At 63.7% G+C, this 23129-nt stretch carries 20 protein-coding genes; 6 read left to right on the plus strand and 14 right to left on the minus strand.

All coding sequences use genetic code 11. The features are described from left to right. The first annotated feature begins 29 nt into the window (after window positions 1-29). From ilvC to ETW24_RS14380, 3 genes are all read left to right on the plus strand, one after another. Window positions 30-1052, plus strand: a complete 1023-nt coding sequence (gene ilvC / locus ETW24_RS14370; protein WP_027259816.1) for a ketol-acid reductoisomerase — start codon at window positions 30-32, stop codon at window positions 1050-1052. Window positions 1053-1150: 98 nt separating this feature from the next. Next, window positions 1151-2059, plus strand: coding sequence for a DMT family transporter (locus ETW24_RS14375; RefSeq protein WP_129371684.1), 909 nt, complete (start codon window positions 1151-1153; stop codon window positions 2057-2059). A 93-nt stretch (window positions 2060-2152) separates the two neighbouring features. Continuing rightward, window positions 2153-3058, plus strand: coding sequence for a DMT family transporter (locus ETW24_RS14380; protein ID WP_129371685.1), 906 nt, complete (start codon window positions 2153-2155; stop codon window positions 3056-3058). Between the two features lie 15 nt (window positions 3059-3073). On the opposite strand, the gene glmM is transcribed toward ETW24_RS14380, so the two are convergent. From glmM to ETW24_RS14425, 9 genes are all read right to left on the minus strand, one after another. Beyond that, the gene (gene glmM, locus ETW24_RS14385; protein ID WP_129371686.1) at window positions 3074-4420 is read right to left on the minus strand and encodes a phosphoglucosamine mutase; all 1347 of its coding nucleotides are present in this window, start codon (window positions 4418-4420) and stop codon (window positions 3074-3076) included. A gap of 22 nt (window positions 4421-4442) precedes the next feature. Next, a complete protein-coding gene (folP, locus tag ETW24_RS14390; RefSeq protein ID WP_129371687.1) occupies window positions 4443-5438 on the minus strand; it encodes a dihydropteroate synthase in 996 nt (331 codons plus the stop codon). After that, entirely contained in the window at window positions 5435-6355 is a 921-nt protein-coding gene (locus ETW24_RS14395; protein ID WP_129371688.1) for a dihydroneopterin aldolase, read from the minus strand. Before ETW24_RS14395 ends, folP begins: the two co-directional genes overlap by 4 nt. A gap of 130 nt (window positions 6356-6485) precedes the next feature. After that, window positions 6486-7139, minus strand: a complete 654-nt coding sequence (locus tag ETW24_RS14400; protein ID WP_237455669.1) for a cell wall hydrolase — start codon at window positions 7137-7139, stop codon at window positions 6486-6488. A 171-nt stretch (window positions 7140-7310) separates the two neighbouring features. Beyond that, the gene (locus tag ETW24_RS14405; RefSeq protein ID WP_254695618.1) at window positions 7311-9929 is read right to left on the minus strand and encodes a putative PEP-binding protein; all 2619 of its coding nucleotides are present in this window, start codon (window positions 9927-9929) and stop codon (window positions 7311-7313) included. A 135-nt stretch (window positions 9930-10064) separates the two neighbouring features. Continuing rightward, entirely contained in the window at window positions 10065-12347 is a 2283-nt protein-coding gene (gene glyS / locus ETW24_RS14410; protein ID WP_129371690.1) for a glycine--tRNA ligase subunit beta, read from the minus strand. Window positions 12348-12356: 9 nt separating this feature from the next. After that, window positions 12357-13565 (minus strand): sodium/glutamate symporter, encoded by a 1209-nt coding sequence (gltS, locus tag ETW24_RS14415; protein WP_129371691.1) that lies wholly within the window; start codon window positions 13563-13565, stop codon window positions 12357-12359. Window positions 13566-13598: 33 nt separating this feature from the next. Beyond that, window positions 13599-14126, minus strand: a complete 528-nt coding sequence (locus ETW24_RS14420; protein WP_129371692.1) for a DUF6446 family protein — start codon at window positions 14124-14126, stop codon at window positions 13599-13601. A 16-nt stretch (window positions 14127-14142) separates the two neighbouring features. After that, window positions 14143-15084, minus strand: a complete 942-nt coding sequence (locus ETW24_RS14425; RefSeq protein ID WP_129371693.1) for a glycine--tRNA ligase subunit alpha — start codon at window positions 15082-15084, stop codon at window positions 14143-14145. A 257-nt stretch (window positions 15085-15341) separates the two neighbouring features. On the opposite strand from ETW24_RS14425, the gene ETW24_RS14430 reads away from it, so the two are divergent. Continuing rightward, window positions 15342-17114 (plus strand): trypsin-like peptidase domain-containing protein, encoded by a 1773-nt coding sequence (locus tag ETW24_RS14430; RefSeq protein ID WP_129371694.1) that lies wholly within the window; start codon window positions 15342-15344, stop codon window positions 17112-17114. Between the two features lie 293 nt (window positions 17115-17407). Here ETW24_RS14430 and ETW24_RS14435 read toward each other — a convergent pair whose 3' ends face one another. From ETW24_RS14435 to ETW24_RS14450, 4 genes are all read right to left on the minus strand, one after another. After that, complete coding sequence (locus ETW24_RS14435; protein WP_129371695.1) at window positions 17408-18049, minus strand: SDR family oxidoreductase; 642 nt, start codon at window positions 18047-18049, stop codon at window positions 17408-17410. A 14-nt stretch (window positions 18050-18063) separates the two neighbouring features. Next, the gene (locus ETW24_RS14440; protein ID WP_129371696.1) at window positions 18064-18573 is read right to left on the minus strand and encodes a DUF1178 family protein; all 510 of its coding nucleotides are present in this window, start codon (window positions 18571-18573) and stop codon (window positions 18064-18066) included. Between the two features lie 68 nt (window positions 18574-18641). Further along, complete coding sequence (locus tag ETW24_RS14445; protein ID WP_129371697.1) at window positions 18642-19415, minus strand: EcsC family protein; 774 nt, start codon at window positions 19413-19415, stop codon at window positions 18642-18644. Window positions 19416-19463: 48 nt separating this feature from the next. After that, window positions 19464-19952, minus strand: coding sequence for a GNAT family N-acetyltransferase (locus ETW24_RS14450; protein WP_129371698.1), 489 nt, complete (start codon window positions 19950-19952; stop codon window positions 19464-19466). Between the two features lie 121 nt (window positions 19953-20073). On the opposite strand from ETW24_RS14450, the gene ETW24_RS14455 reads away from it, so the two are divergent. Next, window positions 20074-20679, plus strand: a complete 606-nt coding sequence (locus ETW24_RS14455; protein ID WP_129371699.1) for a flavin reductase family protein — start codon at window positions 20074-20076, stop codon at window positions 20677-20679. 8 nt (window positions 20680-20687) lie between these two features. Next, window positions 20688-21329, plus strand: coding sequence for a CatB-related O-acetyltransferase (locus tag ETW24_RS14460; RefSeq protein WP_129371700.1), 642 nt, complete (start codon window positions 20688-20690; stop codon window positions 21327-21329). Between the two features lie 100 nt (window positions 21330-21429). Here ETW24_RS14460 and ETW24_RS14465 read toward each other — a convergent pair whose 3' ends face one another. Further along, window positions 21430-23070 carry a SulP family inorganic anion transporter gene (locus ETW24_RS14465; RefSeq protein ID WP_129371701.1) on the minus strand — a complete coding sequence of 547 codons (1641 nt, stop codon included), beginning with the start codon at window positions 23068-23070 and terminating at the stop codon, window positions 21430-21432. Between the last annotated feature and the right edge of the window lie 59 nt (window positions 23071-23129).

Here is a 23129-nt window from a genome sequence, read left to right on the forward strand (position 1 = left end):
CTCAAACACCAATGGAAAGGAAGTGGATCATGCGCGTTTATTACGACCGCGATTGCGATGTGAACCTGATCAAGGACAAGAAAGTGGCCATTCTGGGCTATGGCTCCCAGGGCCACGCCCACGCGCTGAACCTGCGCGATAGCGGCGCCAAGAACCTTGTCGTTGCCCTGCGCGAAGGCTCCCCCTCGGCCAAGAAAGCCGAAGGCGAAGGCCTGCAGGTCATGGGCATCGCAGAAGCGGCCGCCTGGTGCGACGTGATCATGTTCACCATGCCCGACGAACTGCAGGCTGAGACCTACAAGAAATACGTCCACGACAACATCCGTCCGGGCGCAGCCATTGCCTTCGCCCACGGCCTGAACGTGCACTTCGGCCTGATTGAGCCGAAAGAAGGCGTCGACGTCATCATGATGGCGCCCAAAGGCCCCGGCCACACCGTGCGCGGCGAATACACCAAAGGCGGCGGCGTGCCCTGCCTTGTTGCGGTTCACAACGACGCCACCGGCAAAGCGCTGGAAACCGGCCTGTCCTACTGCTCCGCCATTGGCGGCGGCCGCTCGGGCATCATCGAGACCAACTTCCGCGAAGAATGCGAAACCGACCTGTTCGGCGAGCAGGCGGTTCTGTGCGGCGGCCTGGTTGAGCTGATCCGCTGCGGTTTCGAGACCCTGGTCGAAGCCGGTTACGCACCGGAAATGGCCTATTTCGAGTGCCTGCACGAAGTGAAGCTGATCGTCGACCTGATCTATGAAGGCGGCATCGCCAACATGGACTACTCGATCTCCAACACTGCAGAGTACGGCCAGTACGTCACCGGCCCGCGCATCCTGAAGTACGACGAAACCAAAGCCCGCATGAAAGAAGTGCTGAACGACATTCAGCAGGGCAAGTTCGTCCGCGACTTCATGCTGGAAAACGCGGTTGGCCAGCCGACCATCAAAGCGTCCCGCCGTGCCAACGACGAGCACGCGATCGAGGCAACCGGCGCCAAGCTGCGCGGCATGATGCCGTGGATCTCGGCCGGCAAGATGGTCGACAAAGAGAAGAACTAAGGCGCCCGCGGACATTTCCGCTGACCTTACCTCTGCAGGGCGCTCCACTTTGGGGCGCCCTTTTTTGCTCCGAGACATTGAGACATTGAGACATTTCCATGCCAGACTCTCCCGGCGCCGCCAATTGGGCCAAACTTCTGTTCCTCGGAGTGATCTGGGGTGCTTCCTTCATGGCGGTGTCGCTGGCGCTGCGGGGCTTTCCGCCAATGACCATCGCCGCGCTGCGGATTTCCATTGGCGCGTTTTGCCTTCTCGGTGTGATCACCGCCATGGGGATCGGATTGCCCACCCTGCGCAACCGCGAGGACCGGATCATTTGGGCCTGCGCCATTGGCATGGGTTTTTTCACCAACGCCCTGCCGTTCACCCTGCTCAGCTGGGGGCAGACTTATGTGGCCAGCGGCTTTGCCGGAGTCTGCATGGCCGTTGTGCCGCTGTTTGTGCTGCCGCTGGCGCATGTGCTGGTGCCGGGTGAGCATATGACCCTGCGCCGCACCCTCAGCTTCCTGATCGGCTTTGCCGGCGTTGTGGTGCTGATCGGTCTTGACGCCTTCCGCTCTGCCGGAACCGATTTTGAATCGCTGGCCCGCCTCGCCTGTCTTGGCGCCTCGCTGTGTTATGCTATCGGCTCCATCATCACCCGGCTTTGCCCGCAAGTGAACATGCTGTCGCTCTCTGCCGCGGCGCTGCTGTGCGGTGCTGCGATGATGACCCCGGCAGCCCTCTGGGCCGAAGGCGTGCCGGAACTGCCCGCCGCGCTGCCGCTGGGCGCCGTCATCTACCTCGGCCTGCTGCCCACGGCGCTGGCGCAGGTGCTGCTGGTCCAGGTCGCCCGCAGCGCAGGTCCTGCGTTCCTGTCGACCGTGAACTATCAGGTGCCGGTCTGGTCGGTGATCTTTGGCGCAGCCCTTCTGGGGGAAACCCTGCCGCCGCAGCTGTTTGCAGCTTTGGCTTTGATTCTCGGCGGGCTGCTCCTCAGCCGCAACCGCCGCCCGCGCGCGGTCTAGTGTCAAAAACACTTCGATCGATAACAAAGAAATTACCATTGACCCCGTCCGCCCAGCGGGGTCTTTTCGCCCCGTGAACCGCAGGAGAAACCCATGCCCGGCATCGCCCCGCGCTACTGGCTGATGATTGCCACACTTGGCTTGGTCTGGGGGGCCACCTTTCTGCTGATCAAGCTGGCACTGGAAGGCATCACACCGTTCTGGCTGGCCGCCGGGCGGATCGGATTTGCGGCCCTTTTGCTCGGCGCAATCTGGGGCTGGCGCGGGTTCAAGCTGTTCCGGGGCGAGGCCAACTGGCCCTCTATCATCATCATCGGCATCCTTAGCACCGCCCTGCCTTTCATGCTGATCTCCTGGGGCCAGCAGCATGTCTCCTCGGGCTTTACCGGCGTCAGCATGGCGGCGATCCCGCTGATGGTGCTGCCGCTGGCGCATTTCTTTGTGCCAGGAGAGCAGATGACCCTGCGCCGCCTGATTGGTTTTACAATCGGTTTTGCCGGTGTGGCACTGCTGATCGGCGGCAAGGCGTTTGAGACCAGCGGCGCCGCGCTGGAGCCCTATGGCCGGGCCGCCTGCCTGTCTGCCGCCGCTTGTTACTCGGTAAGCTCGATCCTGACCCGCCGCCTGCCGTCGGCGGACCCGTTGGGGCTGGCGGCAATTTTCCTGGTGATCGGCTGCTTCATCATCTTCCCTGTGGCCTGGCTCACCGAAGGCCCGCCAGTGATGCCGGACACAAAGACACTGGCGATTGCCGCCATCCTCGGCCTGATCCCCACTGCTGCTGCCAACCTGCTGCGGGTCATCGTGGTCCGGGAAGCGGGACCAACCTTCATGACCTTGACCAACTATCAGGTGCCGGTTTGGGCCGTGGTGCTGGGTGCTGTCTTCCTGGGCGAGGACCTGCCGCCCTCGATGCTGCTGGCAATGGGGATGATCCTGGGCGGTCTCGGCCTCAGCCAGTTCGGCAAGCTAAGCCGTCTGTTCACCAAAGGCGGCTAAGCGCCCCCAGCCAAGTTACTCTGCGACGGCGGCCTCAACCGCAGCCACCACGCTGTCAACTGCCAGCGCCATCAGCCCCGCGTCCTCGCATTCCGCCATTACCCGCACCAGAGGTTCGGTTCCGGACTTGCGGATCAAAAGACGCCCCTGACCGGTCAGTGCTTTCTCGGCAGCGGCAATCGCCTCCTGCACGCGCTCATTTTCCAATGGCGCCTGGCCGGACTGAAAGCGCACGTTGCGCAGCCGCTGCGGCACGGTCTGGAACTGATGCGCCAGCTCAGACGCCAATTTGCCGGTCTGTACCATCTCAGCCAGGAAATGCAGCCCCGCCATCAGACCGTCGCCGGTGGTGGCGTAATCACTCATCACGATATGGCCCGACTGCTCGCCGCCCAGGTTAAAGCCGCCCTCGCGCATCCGCTCCACCACATAGCGGTCGCCGACGGAAGTGCGCTCCAGTCCCAGCCCCTTGCTTTCCAGGTGCCGTTCCAGCCCCAGGTTCGACATCACCGTCGCGACCAGCGCGCCGCCTGCCAGCTGGCCCTGTTCCGCCCAGCGGGTGGCCAGCAAGGCCATCAGCTGATCGCCATCGGCCACGGTGCCGGTCTCATCAATCACAATCACCCGGTCGGCATCGCCATCCAGGCAAATACCGGCATGGGCACCATGTGCCACAACTGCCTCAGCGGCGGTCTGCGGCTGGGTCGAGCCGCAGCCGCGATTGATGTTCAAACCATCCGGCGAGACGCCAACCGGAATGACCTCGGCGCCCAGCTCCCACAGGACCTCGGGCGCCGCCCGGTGGGCCGCACCATTGGCGCAGTCGATCACCACCTTCAGCCCGTTCAGGCCAAGATTGCGCGGCAGCGAGCTTTTGACCCGTTCGCCGTAACGGAAGCGGGCATCGTCAATCCGCTTGGCACGGCCGATATTGGCGGCCTGCGCGGCTTCGACTCCCGCATCGATGAGGGCTTCGATCTCCATCTCGGCGCTGTCCGACAGTTTGAACCCGTCGGGGCCGAAGAACTTGATGCCGTTATCCTCGGAAGGGTTGTGGCTGGCCGATATCATCACCCCCAGGTCGGCCCGCATCGACCGTGTCATCAGCCCCACCGCGGGCGTCGGCACCGGACCCAGCAACAGCACGTTCATGCCTGTGGAGGTCAGGCCCGCCGTCAGCGCGTTCTCGAACATGTAGCCGGACAGCCGGGTGTCCTTGCCGATCACCACCCGGTGCACACCAGTGCCATCACGCCGGAAGTAACGCCCGACGGCGGCGCCGATGCGCAGCGCCATCTCGGCGGTCATGGGATGGGTATTGGCAGTGCCGCGCACGCCATCAGTGCCAAAGAGTTTACGCATTATGCTTTTCCTGCCAAAAGCCTCAGCGGACGGCCTGCCAAAGTCGCAGTGCCTGAACCGTTTCAGCAACGTCATGCACCCGCAGGAATTGCACGCCTTGCCCCAGGGCCGCAAGCCCCACGGCGATTGAGCCGGGCGCACGGGCATCCGCGCGCGGCTCCTTGCCGATTTTACCGATGAAACCTTTGCGGGACACGCCCAGCAAAATAGGGCAGCCAAGCCCGTGGAACAGGCTGAGATTGCGCAACAGCGTCAGGTTATGCGCCTGCGTCTTGCCAAAGCCGATGCCGGGATCAATCACGATCTGTTCGCGGACCACGCCAATGGCTTCCAGCCGGTCGATCTGATCGCTCAGGAAGTCATAAACGTCCAGCAGCACATTGGCGTAATGCGGGTCCTGTTGCATGGTGGCCGGATCGCCCTGCGCATGCATGATGCAGACCGGCACGCTGGCCTGGGCCGCCAACGGTGCCAGCGCCGGATCGAACGTAAAGCCTGAGACGTCGTTCAGCAGGTTGGCCCCCGCCTCCATCGCTTCCATGCCCACAGTGGCCTTGCGGGTATCAATGGAGACCGGCACCGGGCTTGCCGCCCGGATTGCGGCGATTACCGGCGCGGTGCGGTCTATTTCCTCAGCCTCGGAAACCTCTTCGGCGCCCGGGCGGGTGGATTCGCCGCCCACGTCGATGATCGCGGCGCCCTCCTCCACCATCCGCAAGGCAGCCGCCTTGCCGGCCTCGACACCGGAATGCCGGCCGCCGTCCGAAAAACTGTCCGGAGTCGCATTGAGAATGCCCATGATCTGCGGCTGGGTCATATCCAGCCCGGCGATCGACGCACGCCGCGCGCTTAAGCGGCGGCGCTCCTTCTCAGGCACCAGCCCTACCGGTGCAATCCGCGGCGGTGCGTCGCGGCTCAGGATTTCAACCTCGGTAAACCACAGGGCACTGCCTGCCAGCGGGACCGCACCTTCGGAGCGCGCCTCGCCATGCTGAACCAATGGCCGGTAATATATCACAGTTGTGTTTGCTCCACGCTGACGGCCCGCAAGGGGACACCGGGATTATCAGGCAAATCCCCGCCAAGCACAATCATTTCACCCGCCTCAAAGGTCGCCGCAAACCAGGCCGCCAGCGCAACCGAGTTCGACGGCGGCGCCGAGGGGCCTTCCACCGCGTCCAGCACGATCTTGGACGGCGCCCAGACGCAAATCTGGCCGTTCTTCATCGCCCAGTCCAGCTCGGTCCGGGTCGAGACCACCACGCAACGGTCATCCTTGGCGGCAAGGCGCCAGGCATTCTGTTCAATTGCCAGCAGATCGATCCGGCGCTGTGTCCATTTGTGGCCGGTGGTGGGAACCTCCAGCAGGTGGGCGCCAACGCACAGGATCAGCGGCCGCTGGCGGCATTCCATCTGGTCGATCCAGGCAGTCAGGTTACCGCTGTTGATTGCTTCGTTAGACAGATACATCAGCCGCGGATGCGGGCGCTCTTCCTCGTCCACCGGATGGGTGATCTGATCCTTGGAGCGCACCACCTCGACGCCCAGCGCCCCGGGTCCGCGGTCCAGTTTCTCGATCCGCACAAAGGCACGCACGGCCTGATGCTCCAGCAGGATCCGCTCGGCCACGCGTTCGGCCAGGGTTTCCAGCAGGTTCAGCCGTTCGGCCGCCAGCTCATGCGCGATTGCCTCGGATACTTTGTCATAAGACAGGATCCGGTCGACATCGTCGTCCAGGTCCTTCGGCAGCGGCGAGATTTCCACCACCACATTGAAACAGATCCGCTGGGTGGTGCCGCGCTCGGCCTGAAACGCGCCGATCTCCACCTCGACAGTGTGATCCCGCAAGGATATGCGGTCCAGCGGTCCGGGCGCAGCAGTGGCCACGGAACGCTCGGACGGGTGCGCAAAGGCAAGGCGGATTTCAGAGGGCATGGGAAAACGGGCCTTTGGCTGGCAGTGTCAGGTGATGGGACCCAACAATAGTATTTCAGCGCCGTCATAACAGGCCCGCAAACGCCACGCCAGTGGCTGAAAGCGGCACTGGCGTGCCGCCTTCAGGCGGTCAGTTGCTCAGCGCCGTCCGGTAACGTTCGTCCCGGTAGAACAGATGCACACCAATGCGCGTGGTGTTTGTAAAGGTGCGGCTCCAGCGCGGCCGGACCGCGGTGGTATGATAGTAGGTCGCACCGCCGGTCAGCTCTGACTTCAGCCCGTTCAGCGCGGCGCGTGCTACCTTGGCCACCCGCTGATACGCCTTCTTTTCGTTGATCACTTCCTTGTGGCCATCGCAGGTGTAGGTGAACTGGCACTGGTACTTGCGCCCGGTTCCCTGCTTGATCACACCGCAAAGCGAATTCGGGAACTGCGCGCTCTTGACCCGGTTCAGGATCACTTCGGCGACTGCGAACTGGCCCTTTACGGTTTCGCCGCGGGCTTCGAAATACAGCGCTTCGGCCAGACAGGCGAATTGCTCGCCGCCGGCAGCTTTCGGCTGGGCATCCAGCCAGGCCTTGCTGTATTCGATCTGCGGCCGTGCCTTGCGGCTCTTGAACGCGTTGTTGCGGATCCCGAAAAATCCGCTGAACTTCCGCGCAGGAACTGCACTCAAACTGGCCTGTTCACGCTCGATCAGCGTACCCAGACCGGTTTCGGCAGCAACACTCTTACCCATCGCGATGGTGGCAGCCATCACGGCAATCATAGTCAACAATTTCATTCAGGGTTCCCCCGTCCTAGCAGCTTGTGCCCGGTTCCCCCGGCACATGCGGTCGCATCCCTTAAGGTAAAAGACCCGAAACGTCCAGCGTTCGGGCAGCAACCGCACTCACGAGGAACACAAGCCCACCGCCGGTGTTACATCGGCGGCTGCTGGATGGCCCAATTTTTCTTAATATTTTGTGTATGTTGGCGCTGTCTGCCCGGTTATTCCGGAAATTGCCAGCTGGGCTGCGGCCAAACGCGCAACCGGTACCCGGAACGGGGAACATGAAACGTAATCAAAGCCCGCGTCACGGCAAAAGGCAATCGATTCGGGGTTGCCGCCGTGCTCGCCGCAGATTGAAAGAGTGATCTCCCCGTTTTCCGCCCGGCCGCGCTGAACGCCCAGTTTCAGCAGCTCTCCCACCCCGTCGGTGTCCAGCACATGGAACGGATCCTCGGGAAATACCCCCTGGTTCACGTAGTCCGACATGAACCGCCCGGCATCGTCGCGCGACAGCCCATAGGTCATCTGGGTGAGGTCATTGGTGCCAAAGCTGAGGAACGCGGTATGCGGTGAAATCTCGCCCGCCCTGAGCGCCGCGCGCGGTGTTTCCACCATGACGCCCAGCCGGTAGGTAAAGTCCTCGCCGCGCTCTGCCTTGACCGCCGCGGCCACCGCATCGATGCGGGCCTTGACCAGCTCCACCTCGCGCTTGGCCGAGACCAGCGGGATCATGATCTCTGGCACCACAGGCTCGCCTTCTTCCGAGGCTTCCAATGTGGCTTCAAAAATCGCCCGCGCCTGCATGTCGTAGATTTCCGGCACCGTGACCCCCAGCCGCACACCGCGCAGGCCCAGCATAGGGTTGTATTCGCCCATTTCCTCAACCCGGCGGGTGACATCGCTGACCGGGATGCCCAACGCTTCGGACAATTCCCGCTGGCCGGATTTGGTGGCAGGCAGGAATTCATGCAGCGGCGGGTCGAACAGGCGGATGCAGACCGGCATCCCCTCCATGATCCGGAACAGTTCTCGGAAGTCGTCACGCTGCATCGGCAGCAGCCGCTCCAGCACCGCAGCCCGCCCTGACGGTGTCTCGGCAAAAATCATCTCCCGCATCACCGTCAGGCGGCCGGGCTCAAAAAACATGTGTTCCGTGCGGCAGAGCCCGATGCCCTGCGCATTGAATTTCCGTGCGGTTTCAGCATCTTCCGGCGTATCAGCATTGGCGCGAATGCCAATATCGCGGGCATCGTCCGCCCAGGCCAGCAAGGTTTGCAGCGCCCCGTCCTGGGCCGCCTCCAGCATCGCCGGCTGGCCCGCCAGCACATGGCCGCTGCTGCCGTCGATCGTGATGATGTCACCAGCCCGGAACACCCGGCCATCCGCCGCCTCCAGCATCTTGCGCTTGCTGTGGAACTTCATGTTCAGGGCGCCGACAATACACGGCAGCCCCAGCCCGCGGCCGATCACCGCAGCGTGGCTGGTCATGCCGCCCTTTTCGGTCAGCACCCCGGCAGCGGCATGCATCCCCCGCACATCTTCAGGAGAGGTTTCCCGGCGCACCAGAATGCAGGGCTCCCCGCGGGACGCGCTGGCCTGCGCCCCGGCGGCGGTAAAGACCAGCTTGCCCGTGGCAGCCCCCGGACTGGCGGCGATGCCGCTGCCAATCACATCCCGTTCCGCATCCGGCGCCACCTGGCGGTGCAGCATCTCGTTCAGGATATGCGCATCCACCCGCAACAGCGCCTCTTCCTGCGGGATAATGCCGTCTTCGGCCAGCGCCACAGCAATCCGCACCGCAGCCTGCGCCGAGCGCGCCACCCGCACCCCGTCCAGGATATGCACACGCCCGTTTTCAATGACAAACTCCAGCTGCATTTCCTCACGCAGCTTCTCACGCATCAGCGCGGCATGGGATTGAATGTCCGCAAAAGCCTCCGGCGCCAGCTCCTCCAGCGACAGTCCGCGCGTGTCCCTGGCCAGATACAGCGCCTTGGCCCCTGCCCCCAGCGCATCGCGCCCCTGGCTTTGGCTCAGGTAGCGTCCGGTCAGCCGCGGACTGCCGGTGGTCGAATTCACCAGCTGCAGCACGCCGGAGCCGCATTCGCCCTGGCCGACACCGGGGATCATTTCCTGCACCACCAGCCCCAGGCCTGCATCAGCAGGTGCGCCCTTGGCCTGGCGCAACAGCCGCGCCGAGGTGCCTTCCCAGGCACGCGCCATCGACCGCAGCACCGCCGCCAGTTGTTCGCCTGGATCCTGCGGGAAAGGCTCATCCGTTTCCGCCTCGTAAGCGTGCAGGATCTCGCTCAGCGCGTCCGGGCCGCCATCCTCGACATCGTCGAACACATCCGGGTCCAGCCGCGCCACATGCACTGCGTAAGATTGCACAAAGCGCAGGAACAAAGCCGCGGCGGCCTCCCGCCCCAGACTGTCGCAAAGGTCCACATAGCGCGCGTCGTTCATGCCGATGTTCAGGATCGCGCCCGGTCCGCCCCAATCCGGATCCTCGGAAGACGGGCGCACGCACAGCAGCGCCTCCGGGTCGAATTCGCTCAGCACTGCTGTCAGGTCCGGCATTTGGCCTTCGGCAATGGAATGCACCGCGTCAAAAGACAGCGCCACTGTGCGCGGCACCGGCAGGTCCAGCCGCTCCAGCCGCTGCAGGCATTTCGCCCGCCCGCCATGGGTGGTGGCGGCAATCGGTGCGGTCGCGGTGATAAGGGAAGCCGGCGGGATCTGTTCGAAATCTTTCTGCACTGCAGCACGTCTCCTTTGCAAGTCACCATAAGGACAAGACATGATCGCGCAAGGGGCTTGTAACCGCCCTCCGGCAACTGAGCGCGGTTCTGCAAAAGAAAACCGGCCTTCCCTTGCGGCAAGGCCGGCGCCTCCGGCGGGAGTATTTTTGGAAAGGTGAAAGAGCGGGCGGCTCTCTCAGCCTTCGATCTTGGTGAGATCCGCCACCTGGCCGCAAACCTGGCGGATCTGGCTGAGGAGGTTCAGGCGGTTGCGGCGGACCACTTCGCTGTCCGCATTCACCTGCACTGCCTCAAAGAACGCATCGATCGGCGCGCGCAGGGCGGCCATGCCCCGCATGGCTGCCGCGAAATCTTCGGCCTCGATGGCCGGAGAGATCGCCGCCCCGCCAGCCTCCAGCGCATCAAACAGGGCTTTTTCCGCGTCATCCTCGGCAAATTTGCGGTCGGCGCCATAGGAGTATTCGACGCCGTCCTTTTCCTCCGCCTGGGACAGGATGTTGTTGGCGCGTTTGAAGCCCTGCAGGAGGTTGGTGCCGTCCTCGGTCTTCATGAAGTCTTCGAGTGCCCGGGCGCGTTTGACCAGCAGGGTCAGGTCATCGTTTCCGTCCATGGCGATGCAGGCGTCGATCACGTCGTGGCGGATGCCCTGATCACGCAGGAAGACCTTGAGGCGGTCGTGGAAGAAAGAGAGGAGGTCTTCTGCGTCACCCCAAGCCTTTTTTAGACCCGTGTCTTCAACGGCCTTTTCAAACATTCCCTTCGTTGCTTCCAACGCCTTTCGGATCACCCCAGAGTCCGTAGATGGGTTACGCCGTTCAGAATCGATGGCTTTTGCCAGCGCTTCCACAGGCAATTCAAGCTCCCCAGCGATTTTCCCCAACCGAGCATCATGCTGTTTGCCCAGCAAAAAGTTTTGCTGCCGGCTCAGCCCCAGAAGAGCATCGACATAAATGGCGTCTAGACCAGCCCGCACATCATTCTCCAGCACCAGCCGGATCACCCCCAGCGCAGCGCGGCGCAACGCAAACGGGTCTTTCGACCCGGTAGGCTTTTCATCAATCGCCCAGAAGCCGGTCAGCGTGTCCAGCTTGTCGGCCAGCGCTACGGCCACGGAAACCGGCTCCGCCGGCACATCATCGCCCGGACCCAGCGGCGAGTAATGCGCTTCGCAGGCGTTTGCCACTTCCTGCGGCAGACCCGCGGCCTGGGCATAGTAGCGGCCCATCAGGCCCTGCAGTTCCGGGAACTCATAAACCATTTCAGAGCTGAGATCGGCCTTGGCCATCCGCGCGGCCTGCTCTGCCAGATCCGCATCGGCGCCAACCACCGGTGCGATTTCGCGGGCCAGCGCGGCGATGCGGTCAATCCGCGCCGCCTGGGTGCCCAGTTTGTTGTGAAAGGTCACATTGCCGAGGTTTTCGACCCAAGCGCTCATGCCAGCCTCGGACTTGGCGGTGCGCAGATCGTTCTCCCAGAAGAACTTGGCATCGGCCAGCCGCGCCGACAGCACCTTTTGGTTGCCCGCCAGAATGGTGGCGCCATTGTCCGCCGTCTCGCGGTTGGCAACGGTAATGAATTTCTCGATCCGCCCTGTCTTGGGGTTTTTGACCGAGAAGAACTTCTGGTGCTCCTTCATGGACGTCTGCAGCACTTCGGCCGGCAGCTCCAGGAATTCGGCGTCGATGGCGCCCATCAGCACCACCGGGCATTCCACCAATCCGGCGACCTCGGCCAAAAGGCCCTTGTCTTCGACCACCTCCAGGCCGCTGGCAAAGGCCTGATTGGTGGCCTCCTGCCAGATCGCCTCGGCCCGTTCGCGGGGGTCCAGCACCACATGCCCGCGCTTCAGCTTGGCGGCATAGTCGTCAAAGCCGGTGACGGTGATCTGGTCCGGCGCCATGAAGCGGTGGCCGCGGGTGGTGTTGCCGGATTTAATACCGTCGATGTCCAGATCCACCACGGTCGCGCCTGCCTCATCCGACAAGATGCAGAGGATCGAATGCAAGGGGCGCACCCAGCGCAAAGTTCCGGCGCCCCAGCGCATGGACTTGGGCCAGGGGAAGGTGCGGATGGTGGCTTCCAGCACCTCGGCAATGATTTCTGCCGCCGCACGCCCCGGCTTTTCGATCAGGGCGAAATAGACCGCGCCCTTGGGGGTTTCGCGTTCTTCCAGCTGATCACGGGTCAGGCCTGCGCCGCGCAGGAAGCCCTCGATTGCCTTGTCCGGCGCGCCGACCTTGGGGCCTTTGCGTTCTTCGCGGATGGTGGGGCTTTCCGCCAGCAGGCCGTCGACGGCCAGTGTCAGACGGCGCGGTGTCGACAGCGCTGCGGCACCGGCATAGGTGAGACCCGCCTCGACCAAGCCATCGGTCACGCGTTTCTTCAGGTCCTCAGCCGCACGCGCCTGCATGCGGGCCGGGATTTCTTCGGAAAAGAGTTCAATCAGCAGATCGGGCATCGGGGGTCCTCAGAAATTCACAATCGCCTGGATGACGATGGCATTGGCGATATCAACAAAGAAGGCGGATACAAGGGGGAGCACAACAAAGGCAATAGGCGACGGCCCGTAGCGTTTGGTCACAGCGGTCATATTGGCGATGGCAGTGGGGGTGGCGCCCAGGGCAAAGCCGCCGAACCCGGCGGCCAGCACCGCAGCCCGGTAGCCGCGTCCCAGCAGCGGAAACAGAACAAACAGCACAAAGGCCACGGTGAACAGCGTCTGTGCCAGCATGATGACGGCAATGGCCAATCCCAGCCCCGCGATGGTCCACAGCTGCAGGGCCATCAGCGACAGGGCCAGAAAGGCGCCCAACGAGAACTCCGAGATCAAAGCAAGCGCCGGGGTGCGGGCGACAGGGTCCGCAGCGGGCGCCAGCAGGCTGCGCAGGTTCGCCAGCAGAATGCCCGCGATCAGGCAGGGCACAAATAGCGGCAGCTTCACCCCCGCGGCGTCCAGGCTGATCGAGGCGGCATATCCCAGGATTATGGCAAGGTTCAGGTACAGCATCACCCGCATCAGGTCGAGGTGGCCGACGCTTGCTGTCTCCGCCTCGTCATGCCCAAGGCCGACTGTCTGTTCCTCCTCCGGGCGCGCAGGCGTCAACCCATGGCGGTTGATCAGGTGGCGGGCAACCGGCCCGCCTACCAGTGCTGCCAGCACCAGCCCAAGGGTGGCCACCGCCACGCCCAATTCGGCAGCCCCGTCCAGCCCTGCCGCGGCAGCCACATCGGGCGCCCAGGCAATGGCCGTTCCGTGCCCGCCGATGAGTGCGGCCGAGCCGAACAGAACGCCTGCCTGAACCGGATATCCGAATAGCACGGCCCCGGTCGCGCCGATCACGTTCTGGGCCAGAATGGCCAGCAGGGTCAGCACCAGCAGGATAACCAGCGGCCTGCCACCGGCGACCAGGTCGGAAAGCCGCGCGTTAAGGCCGATACCGGCAAAGAACAGCACCAGAAGGTAGTCGCGGCTTTGCATTTCGAACTCGATTTGCAGACCGGTCAGGCCGTAGACCAGCAGCACCGCAACCGAGGCCGCCAGCCCGCCAGTCACCGGCTCCGGGATGTTGAACCGGCGCAGCACCGCAACCTTGGCATTCAGGCGTGCGCCCAGCAGAAAGACCGCAAACCCCAGCGTTACCGAGATGAAGTCAGGTATGGTGATATGGGTTTCCATGTCCCGCGCGGGATTTACCTCTGAACGTTCCGGTTATTCGCCTGTTGCCGGCCGGGGCGGGCATTCCTCGCCCACCACAGTGCCGTCATAGGCTTTCTGGCCGCATTTGTTCAGCTCGTGCCAGACATAACCGCGGCCATCGTCAGTGACGGCAACAACCCGGTCGACGCCAAAGGAGATGTTCTTGACCGACAGAAAGGATTTGGCCGAGCCATCCGCCAGCCTGGCGCCGATGGCTGCGGCATCAAAACACTCAAACCAGCCCGGCGCGTTGCGCGGTTCCAGCTTGTCCGTCAGGGTGAAGATCTGCGCCAACTCGTCCGGCGAAACCCTGGTGGTGAAACAGGCGCGGTAGCGGATCGGCGAGCTGCCGGCGTCAATCGCCTCAAAATCCGAATAGGCCACGGGCTGCGGCTCACCGCCGTCCAGCGGCATCAGCATCACGTCGCGGCCCGGCTGCAGCTCGACGTTATCGTAGAACCCGTAGATCTGCAGGTAATACATCGCCCCGCCGGCAGCGAGCGCCGACAGGATCAGGACCAGAGCAAGAACTTTCCCCATACCGTGCTATCCCTGCTCAGGCTGCGGCGCCGGCGGTATGCCCGCCAGCTTCGGTCAGCACAAAGGCATCGGCGCATTGCTTGGCCAGCGCCCGGACCCGGCCGATATAGGCCTGCCGTTCGGTAACCGAGATCACACCGCGCGCATCCAGCAGGTTGAAGATATGCGAAGCCTTGATGCACTGGTCATAGGCGGGATGCGCCATGATGATGCGCTTGCCGGTCTTGGGGTCCATATGCTCCTGCGCCAGGATGGCGGCGCATTCGGCCTCGGCTTCCTCGAAATGGCGCAGCAGCACTTCGGTATTGGCCACGTCAAAGTTCCAGCGGGCGTATTCTTCTTCGGTCTGTTTGAACACATCGCCATAGGTCAGCGGGATCAGCGCATCCGGATCGTTGTAGGGCATGTCCATCACGTGATCGACACCCAGCACATACATCGCCAGACGCTCCAGACCATAGGTCAGCTCGCCCGACACAGGATGGCAGTCATGGCCGCCGACCTGCTGGAAATAGGTGAACTGCGAAACTTCCATGCCGTCGCACCAGACTTCCCAGCCCAGTCCCCAGGCGCCCAGCGTCGGGCTTTCCCAGTCGTCCTCGACAAAGCGGATGTCATGCATCGCCATATCAACGCCGATGGCCTCAAGACTGCCCAGATACAGCTCTTGCAGGTTCGGCGGCGAGGGTTTGATCAGCACCTGGTACTGGTAATAATGCTGCAGCCGGTTCGGGTTTTCACCATAGCGCCCGTCGGTGGGGCGGCGCGAGGGCTGCACATAAGCAGCGGCCCAGGCTTTGGACCCCAACGAGCGCAGCGTGGTCGCCGGGTGGAAGGTGCCGGCGCCGACTTCCATGTCATAGGGCTGCATCACCGCGCAGCCTTTGGCGGCCCAGTAATTCTGAAGCCTCAGGATAATCTCTTGGAAGGAGCGCGGCGCGCCGTTGGTCTGGGTCATCTCGTATCCCTTTTGGGGCAGCTGGGGCAGCAATTGCGGGGATCTTCCTATGCAAGGCGATGGGCAGGGTCAACGCCCTGCGGGGGCTTACACCGCAGCGGCTGCCCTGCGCTGTGCAGCGCATTGGCAACAAAAGTGCGGGAATGCGGCAACGGGGCGGGAATTCCCCCTGCGATGAGGAGTTCCCTTTGCCGTGCCAAAATGCTTAACCTCCGCGGCAAAGAATAAGAGACCTTCCGGGATACGAGGCCCTGACAATGAAAAAACTGTTTGCCGCTCTGGCGCTGCCGCTGATTGCGCTGGCCATTGCGTTCACCGCGCCGGTTTCGGCGCAAAGCAGCCGCGATGCAGTGTGGATCCAGATCGCCGCCCGCCCCTCCCTGCGCGAGGCCGAGACCGAGGCCCGCACCTATGCCGCCCGCCTGCCCGACGTCTCCGGTTATGCGCTTGGCGGCGGCTGGTACGGGGTGGTGATCGGCCCCTACGCCCGCGAAGATGCCGAACGGGTGCTGCAAGTCTACCGCGCCGAAAACCAGATCCCGCGCGACAGCTTCATCGCGTTCCGCCGCAACCTGCGCAACCAGTTCTACCCGGTGGCGGCAGATGCAACCGCCCCGGCGCAACCAGCGCCTGCCCCTGCACCGGCGGCCCCTGCGGCGGCGGATCCCGCGCCGCAACAGCAGGCAGCCGTGCAGTCGAACCTGCCGGATGAGACCCCCGCCGAGGCGCGGCGCAGCGAACGCGTGCTGTCGCGTGAACAGCGGATGGAACTGCAGGTCGCCCTGAAGGCCGCAGGCTTCTACAGCTCGTCCATTGACGGCGCCTTTGGCCGCGGCACCCGCGGCTCGATGAGCGACTGGCAAACGGCGCGCGGATTTGAACCCACCGGCGTGCTGACCACCGCCCAGCGCCAGGTGCTGATGGATGAATACAACGCGCCGCTGATCTCGGTCGGCATGGCCCGCGTGGAAGACGCCAAAGCCGGCATCGCCCTGCAGATCCCTGCGGATGAGGTCGCGTTCGACCGTTATGAATCGCCCTTTGCCCATTACGCCGCCAAGGGCAGCCTGGGCGCTGAGGTGCTGCTGATCAGCCAGCCCGGCGACAAACGCACCCTTTTCGGCCTTTATGACATTATGCAGACGCTGGCGATTGTGCCGCTGGAAGGCCCGCGCCAGCGCGGCAAGGACAGCTTCACCATCGAAGGCCGCAACAGCAAGATCGTCTCCTTTACCCAAGCCAGCCTGAAAAACGGCGAAGTGAAGGGCTTTACCCTGATCTGGCCAGCCGGTGACGAAGACCGCCGCGCCCGCGTTCTGGCGGCAATGCAAGCCAGCTTCACCCGCCTCGACGGCGTGCTGGACCCGGCAGCTGGCGGCGATGCTGTGCAGAACATCGACCTGGTTTCCGGCCTGGAAATCCGTAAGCCGAAACTGTCGCGCTCCGGCTTCTTTGTCGATGGCGACGGCAGTGTGCTGACCACCTCAGACGTGGTGGCGGGCTGTACCCGCATCACCTTGGACCACGGCTACAGGGCCGAAGTGGCGGCCAACAACACCGCCGACGGCATCGCCATCCTGCGCCCGGTCCAGGCGCTGGCGCCTGCCGCAGTTGGTGAACTCAGCACCGCCTCGCCGCGGCTGCAGTCTGAGATCGCTGTTTCCGGCTTCTCCTATGAGGGTGTGCTGGGCGCACCAAGCCTGACCTGGGGCAAAGTCGCAGACGTCAAAAGCCTGGATGGCAACACCGGCGTTGCCCGGCTGGAACTGTCAGCCCAACCCGGCGATGCGGGCGGCCCGGTTCTGGACAGCAGCGGCGCTGTTCTGGGGATGCTGCTGCCGCGCCAGATCGAGGGCAAGCAACTGCCCGAAGGCGTCAGCTTTGCCGTCAACGCCGAAGCCATCCGCAGCGCGTTGAACACCGCAGGCATGACCCCGGCAGCACAGAGCGCGCCGGCAGGCAGCCTGCCCAATGCGGCAATGACCCGGCTGGCGTCCGGCATGACCGTGCTGGTCAGCTGCTGGGAGTGACCGGCTGGCCGTCACTCGCGGCAGGCCTGACCGACAAGACAAAAGCCGGCGCAGGTTCTGCGCCGGTTTTTTCATGCAAGCTGTACCTTTAATGCGCGGCAGCTTGAGCACAGGCAGGCACTCCCGCCCGGCAACGGGCCTTATCAGGCCCTATGCCCGTTGGGCATAGCACCGTGCCAATGCACGGTGCCGCGCCGCCCATCCGCGCGGCGCCCGGCCCAAGCCCGCCAACGGGGCTGGCGCAGCCAGGCCTCTGCGGATGGGGAGCCTCGGCCTTCTGTGCGGCAGCAAAGTCAGTAAGGTTGAATACGGCCGTCCCAGGTGTGGAAACAGCCAGTGGTGTCCAGGTTCAGCACTGCGAATTCATTGATCAGCCCGGCGACGGACTCTTCCACCGTGATATCGCCTTCATAACCGCCCATGTCAGTGCGTACCCAGCCCGGGTGATAGATGCCGACGGCAATTCCTTCCGGCTGGAGATCAGTGGCCAGGTTGCGGCCGATGTTCAGCGCCGCGGCCTTGGACGCGCGGTAGGCATAGCTGCCGCCGGGTGCGCGCGACTGGCTGGCCATCTGCGAGGACAGGATGGCGATCTTCGGCTCTTCTGCCAGCCGCAAATTAGGCAACATCGCCTGCACCGTCAGAAACACGCCGGTCACATTGGCGGCCAGAGTCTTGGCCCAGACCTCGGCCGAGTAGTCCTCAAGCCCCATCGCCTTGTCGATATAGACCCCGGCATTGCACACCAGCAGATCCACCGGCCGGTTCTTGATCTGGGCCGCAAAGCGCGCCTGCTGGCCAGGGTCGGAGACATCCAGCTTGACGCCCGAGGAGTGATCGCGCGAGGTGCCTGTCACCTCATAGCCCGCCTCCTGCAACCGTTTCACCAGCTCCTTGCCGATGCCGCGGCTGGTTCCTGTTACAACTGCATGCATTTTTGCTCTGCCCTTCAGTTTGTTTTGCGCCCGGGACGGAACGGCAGCGGCATGACCGGCACGCCTTCCTCGATCAGCTCCCGCGCATCTTCCAGCTTGGCCTCGCCATGGATCGCCCGCTCCGGCGCCTCGCCCAGGTGCATTGCGCGTGCTTCCTGAACAAAACTGCCGCCGACGTAATCGGAGTTCTCCTCAACCTTCTTGCGCAGATCAGCAATCGCTTTTTCCACCGCGCCCGCAGGGCGGCTCAGCATGCCGGGTCCTGCAGCCGCCGCCGGCGCAGCTGCGGGGAGCGCAGCCGGAGCGGCGGGCGCAGCAGCCTGCGGTTCCGGTTCCCCGACAGCAGACACCGCCTTGCGCCCGGGGCGGACCCGTGGCGCCATAATCGCCTTCTCCACCTGTGCGCCACCGCAGACAGCGCAGGACACCAGACCCGCCGCTGCCAGCTTGTCAAAGGCCGCCGCCGATTGGAACCAGCTGTCGAACCTGTGGCCATCGGTGCATTTGAGGCTGTATTGAATCATGCTTTCCCTCTTAGCAGGAAGGGTTGATTAAATCTCCCGCCGCGGCAAGTGCAAGAGGTCTGTTGTATCTACTGTGCCGCACCTGGGCTGTGCAGCCGCTGCCGCAGCTTTGCGGCCAGCTCCTCCTGCGGCAGATCTGCATCCACCGCCAGCCGCCGAAGCCCGAAATGCACATGCGCCATCTCGCGGTAATAGCCCGCAAAGACGTAATTCACCGCGGCCCCGGCCACGGCCCCGGCGATCGGCACCGCCTGGGCTGCCAGCTTTTGCCCCAGCACTGCACCCAGCTTGGGCGCCACCTGGGCAATCAGCTTGTGCAAGCCTCCCGGCAGCCCCAGCCGAACCGAGACAAAGCCCAGATCCGCACCGTCATCTTCGGCCAATGGGCCAGCCGCTGCAAACACCTGAATGCAATCAAAACGCACGCTGTCGGCCTCCGGGTCGAACCCCTCCGCAGCTGCGGCGCCCTGGATGGTCCGGAGCAAAAACGCGGTTGTCGCAGGCAGCTCTACCAATGCGCCCGGCAGGCCCGCGGCGCCGCCCGCAGCGCCCATGGCTGCGCTCACCATCCGGTCGACGCCCGGTTTCTGATCCGCCACCAGGCGGCGTGACTGGCTGGCCCCCTTCATGGCAACCCGGAGGGCGGTCTCAGTGGCGCCTGTCAGCCCGGCCCGCACTGGCTCCGGCAGCCGCTCCAGCAGGCTTTCGCCGCTGCCGCCCAGCCGGTTCAAAAGGTCCACGCCAAAGCCGCCCGCCGCCCGGTGCCGCTGAGCCAGCGCCTCCAGTTCAGCTTCAATATCCTGCGGGGTGAATACCCGTGCTGTTGATAAAACGTCCGCCACAAGCGCCTCCTCTGCCCTTCTTAAAGATCGGCAGCCAGGGGCGGGAATTCAACCCCGCCAGCGGCGCACCTGCCCCTGGATGCCGTCCCAGGCCGCATCTTGCAGCGCCATTCCCAAAACCCGGTCCGGGTTGGTGGGCGGCGGCATTTCAACCCCGGTCAGTTTCGTAAAACCAAAGCGCCGGTAATAGGGCGCATCGCCCACAAGCATCACCCGTGCCCATCCGGTTTCCTCTGCCTTGGCGAGGCTGTCGCGAATCAAAGACCCGCCCAGCCCCTCGCCCTGCCGTGTCGGATGCACCGCAACCGGCCCCAGCAGCAGCGCAGGCGCCGTGCCAATAAGAACCGGCCAATACCGGATGGCTGCGGCCAGGATGCCGTCACTGTCGCGCGCCACCTCGCTGAGACCTGCAACCGGCGGCACCCCGTCGCGCAACCGGTAGGACGACAACGCCTCGCGGCCCGGCGCAAAGCACAGGTCATACAGCGCCTCAACCTCCCACCGGTCTTCCGGCTGCTCTGCCATCAATTCGATCACGCCGCCATGTCCCTGTTCCGGCCTCCGCATTTTCCCCCTGCAGGCTGGCATTCGGCCTAACACGGGCGTAAGCCTTGGGCAAACACCTAAGCCCCTGAAATCCCCTGAGCAGGAAGCACGAATGTTCTACCGACCCGAGGACGGCCACGGCCTGCCCCACAACCCGTTTAATGCCATCGTCACACCGCGGCCAATCGGCTGGATCTCTTCGCGCTCCGCCGGCGGGGTGAACAATCTGGCGCCTTATTCCTTTTTCAACGCAGTGGCTTACAGCCCGCCGCAGGTGATGTTTGCCTCCACCAGCAGCAAGCCCGACCAAGAGGGCACCAAGGACAGCGTTGCCAATATCGAGGAAACCGGCGTGTTCTGCGTCAATGTGGTGTCTTACGCGCTGCGGGAGGCTATGAACGCCAGCTCCGCCGCGCTGCCCAAGGAGGCGGACGAATTCGCCCATGCAGGGCTTGAAGCCACAGACTGCGAAACCATCGCCTGTTCCCGTGTGGCCAAAGCGCCGGCCGCGCTGGAGTGCAAACTGACCCGGATCGTGACCCTGCCGGGCGAGGCGAACAAGGTGGTGTTCGGCGAGGTGACCGGCGTGCATCTGCGCGATGATTGCCTGCGCGACGGCACCTTTGATGTCACCGCATTCCAGCCGCTGGCCCGCCTCGGCTACCGCGACTATTCAGTGGTGCGCGAGTTGTTCCCGCTCACCCGCCCCGATGATTGAGACCCGACATGCCATTGCCTGACCCGAAAAAACGCAATCCGATCACGTTGCCGGACGGCAGCGCCCATGCCGGCACCGTAATGCTGTCCGAAGCGGTTGATCACCCGAATTTTTCCATCGGCGCCTTTACCTATGCCTCCGCCTTTGAGCCGCCAAAGGACTGGGCCGGCCATCTTGCGCCCTACCTCTTTCCCGGTTCGCGCGAGCGTGTGGTGATCGGAAAGTTCTGCCAGATCGCGGACGGTGTGCGCTTCATCACCGCCTCAGCCAACCACGCCCAGGACGGGCTCAGCTGCTTTCCCTTCCCGGTGTTCGATCAGACGCAGATGACCGGGTTTCAGCCGGACACCCGCGACACGGTGATCGGCAACGACGTCTGGATCGGCTATGGCGCGCTGATCCTGCCCGGCGCCCGTATCGGCGACGGAGCTATCATCGGCGCGGGCGCGGTGGTGCGCGGCTCTGTCCCGCCCTATGCCGTCATCACCGGCAACCCCGGCACGGTGCACAGCTTCCGCTTCCCCAAGCCGCAGATCGCCCGGCTGCTGAGCCTCAAATGGTGGGATTGGCCGCCTGAGCTGATCGCCGCCGCTGAACCCGCGCTTCTTTCCGGCGACCTCGACATGCTGGAAACCCTCGCCCCCGACTAAGCCCTGCCACTGGTATTTGCTGGTATGGTGAGCCAGAGCCCATTTCAAAAAAACCCGCGGCTCGCCAGACCCGCGGGTTTCTCTTTCAAACGATCAGGCGTCAATGGCCGCCCAGAACCCCGGTTTTGACCGAGTAGTCCACCGCAACCTCATAGTCCGGGTCATCATCGCTATCGACCATCAGATGTCCCGCCTTGGTCAGCAGCTGGTGGCAATCCCGGCTCAGATGGCGCAGCACCACAGATTTGCCCTCGGCCTCATACTTGCCCGCCAATGCCTCGATTGCCTGCAAGGCTGATTGGTCGACAACCCGGCTGCGGGCAAAATCCACAATCACATGATCCGGATCACCTGCCACATCAAACAGCTCGATGAACCCATCGGTAGAGCCAAAGAACAGCGGCCCTTCGATTTCATAGACTTTGGCGCCCTTGTCGCTCTCAGATTCGCGGGTATAGGCGTGAATGCGGCGTGCATTGTTCCAGGCATAGGCCAGCGCCGAGACGATCACGCCCACCACAACCGCAATCGCCAGGTCGGTCATCACCGTCACCACGGTCACCAGCACGATGACAAAGGCATCCATCAGCGGCACTTTGGTCATCACCTTGAAGCTGTTCCAGGCAAAGGTGCCGATCACCACCATGAACATCACGCCCACCAGTGCGGCCAGCGGGATCTGTTCAATCAGCGGAGAGGCCACAACGATGAACGCCAGCAGGAACAGCGCCGCAGTAATGCCCGCAATCCGCGTCCGGCCGCCGGATTTCACGTTGATCATCGACTGACCGATCATCGCACAGCCGCCCATGCCGCCAAAAAAGCCGGTCACCACATTCGACGCGCCCTGCGCGATGCACTCCTGGCTGGCACCGCCGCGCTTGCCGGTGATCTCGCCCACCAGGTTCAGCGTCAGCAGGCTCTCAATCAGGCCAATCGCCGCCAGGATCACCGCATAAGGCAGGATGATCCACAGTGTCTCCAGCGTGAACGGCGCCAAAGCAGTGCCATAAAGCCCCTCGCCGGTGCCAAACGGATTATGGAAGGACGGGAACCCGCCCTTGATTGAGGCCATGTCGCCCACGGTCGGCACATTGATCCCAAAGGCAATCACCAGCGCTGCCACAATGCCGATCCCGGCCAGCGGCGCCGGAATGATCGCGGTGATCTTGGGCGTGCCCCAGATGATCAACATGGTCAGCCCCACCAGCCCCAGCATCATCACCAGCTGCGAGCTTGCCAGCCAGGCTTCGGTGTTTTCCGGGTCCTTGAACTGGGTCAGCTGCGCCAGGAAGATCACAATCGCCAGACCGTTCACAAAGCCAAGCATCACCGGATGCGGCACCAGGCGGATGAACTTGCCCCAATGCATGACACCCGCGATGATCTGCAAAATCCCCATAAGCACCACTGTGACAAACAGATACTCGACCCCGTGCTGCGCCACCAGCGCCACCATCACCACCGCCAGCGCACCCGTAGCGCCCGAGATCATCCCCGGCCGGCCGCCAAACACCGCGGTGATCAGCCCCACCATAAAGGCCGCATAAAGCCCGACCAGCGGATGCACGCCCGCGACAAAGGCAAAGGCCACCGCCTCGGGCACAAGCGCCAGCGCCACGGTGAGGCCGGACAGCAATTCGGTGCGCACGCGGGCCACGGTAAAGCCCTCGTCCTGCATGATGGAGAGGTTGGGCGGGGAAATCTGCTTGGCCAGCAAAGCCATGGCTGCGCGTCTCATTGGGTGTACCTGTACTTGGAAGGGGAGTGTCCGCAGCCCGCCCCTAGCGGAAATACGCC

This window comes from Leisingera sp. NJS204 (genome assembly GCF_004123675.1).
Taxonomy (GTDB): Bacteria; Pseudomonadota; Alphaproteobacteria; order Rhodobacterales; family Rhodobacteraceae; genus Leisingera.

What these genes read in the sequence shown, in the direction of transcription:
- ETW24_RS14400 (WP_237455669.1), bottom strand. Translation starts at nt 7,139, where the DNA reads ATGAAATTGTTGACTATGATTGCCGTGATGGCTGCCACCATCGCGATG.
- ETW24_RS14375 (WP_129371684.1), top strand. Translation starts at nt 1,151, where the DNA reads ATGCCAGACTCTCCCGGCGCCGCCAATTGGGCCAAACTTCTGTTCCTC.
- ETW24_RS14440 (WP_129371696.1), bottom strand. Translation starts at nt 18,573, where the DNA reads ATGATTCAATACAGCCTCAAATGCACCGATGGCCACAGGTTCGACAGC.
- glyS (WP_129371690.1), bottom strand. Translation starts at nt 12,347, where the DNA reads ATGCCCGATCTGCTGATTGAACTCTTTTCCGAAGAAATCCCGGCCCGC.
- ilvC (WP_027259816.1), top strand. Translation starts at nt 30, where the DNA reads ATGCGCGTTTATTACGACCGCGATTGCGATGTGAACCTGATCAAGGAC.
- gltS (WP_129371691.1), bottom strand. Translation starts at nt 13,565, where the DNA reads ATGGAAACCCATATCACCATACCTGACTTCATCTCGGTAACGCTGGGG.
- ETW24_RS14405 (WP_254695618.1), bottom strand. Translation starts at nt 9,929, where the DNA reads ATGTCTTGTCCTTATGGTGACTTGCAAAGGAGACGTGCTGCAGTGCAG.
- ETW24_RS14460 (WP_129371700.1), top strand. Translation starts at nt 20,688, where the DNA reads ATGCCATTGCCTGACCCGAAAAAACGCAATCCGATCACGTTGCCGGAC.
- ETW24_RS14465 (WP_129371701.1), bottom strand. Translation starts at nt 23,070, where the DNA reads ATGAGACGCGCAGCCATGGCTTTGCTGGCCAAGCAGATTTCCCCGCCC.
- ETW24_RS14420 (WP_129371692.1), bottom strand. Translation starts at nt 14,126, where the DNA reads ATGGGGAAAGTTCTTGCTCTGGTCCTGATCCTGTCGGCGCTCGCTGCC.
- glmM (WP_129371686.1), bottom strand. Translation starts at nt 4,420, where the DNA reads ATGCGTAAACTCTTTGGCACTGATGGCGTGCGCGGCACTGCCAATACC.
- ETW24_RS14430 (WP_129371694.1), top strand. Translation starts at nt 15,342, where the DNA reads ATGAAAAAACTGTTTGCCGCTCTGGCGCTGCCGCTGATTGCGCTGGCC.
- ETW24_RS14425 (WP_129371693.1), bottom strand. Translation starts at nt 15,084, where the DNA reads ATGACCCAGACCAACGGCGCGCCGCGCTCCTTCCAAGAGATTATCCTG.
- ETW24_RS14455 (WP_129371699.1), top strand. Translation starts at nt 20,074, where the DNA reads ATGTTCTACCGACCCGAGGACGGCCACGGCCTGCCCCACAACCCGTTT.
- ETW24_RS14380 (WP_129371685.1), top strand. Translation starts at nt 2,153, where the DNA reads ATGCCCGGCATCGCCCCGCGCTACTGGCTGATGATTGCCACACTTGGC.
- ETW24_RS14395 (WP_129371688.1), bottom strand. Translation starts at nt 6,355, where the DNA reads ATGCCCTCTGAAATCCGCCTTGCCTTTGCGCACCCGTCCGAGCGTTCC.
- ETW24_RS14435 (WP_129371695.1), bottom strand. Translation starts at nt 18,049, where the DNA reads ATGCATGCAGTTGTAACAGGAACCAGCCGCGGCATCGGCAAGGAGCTG.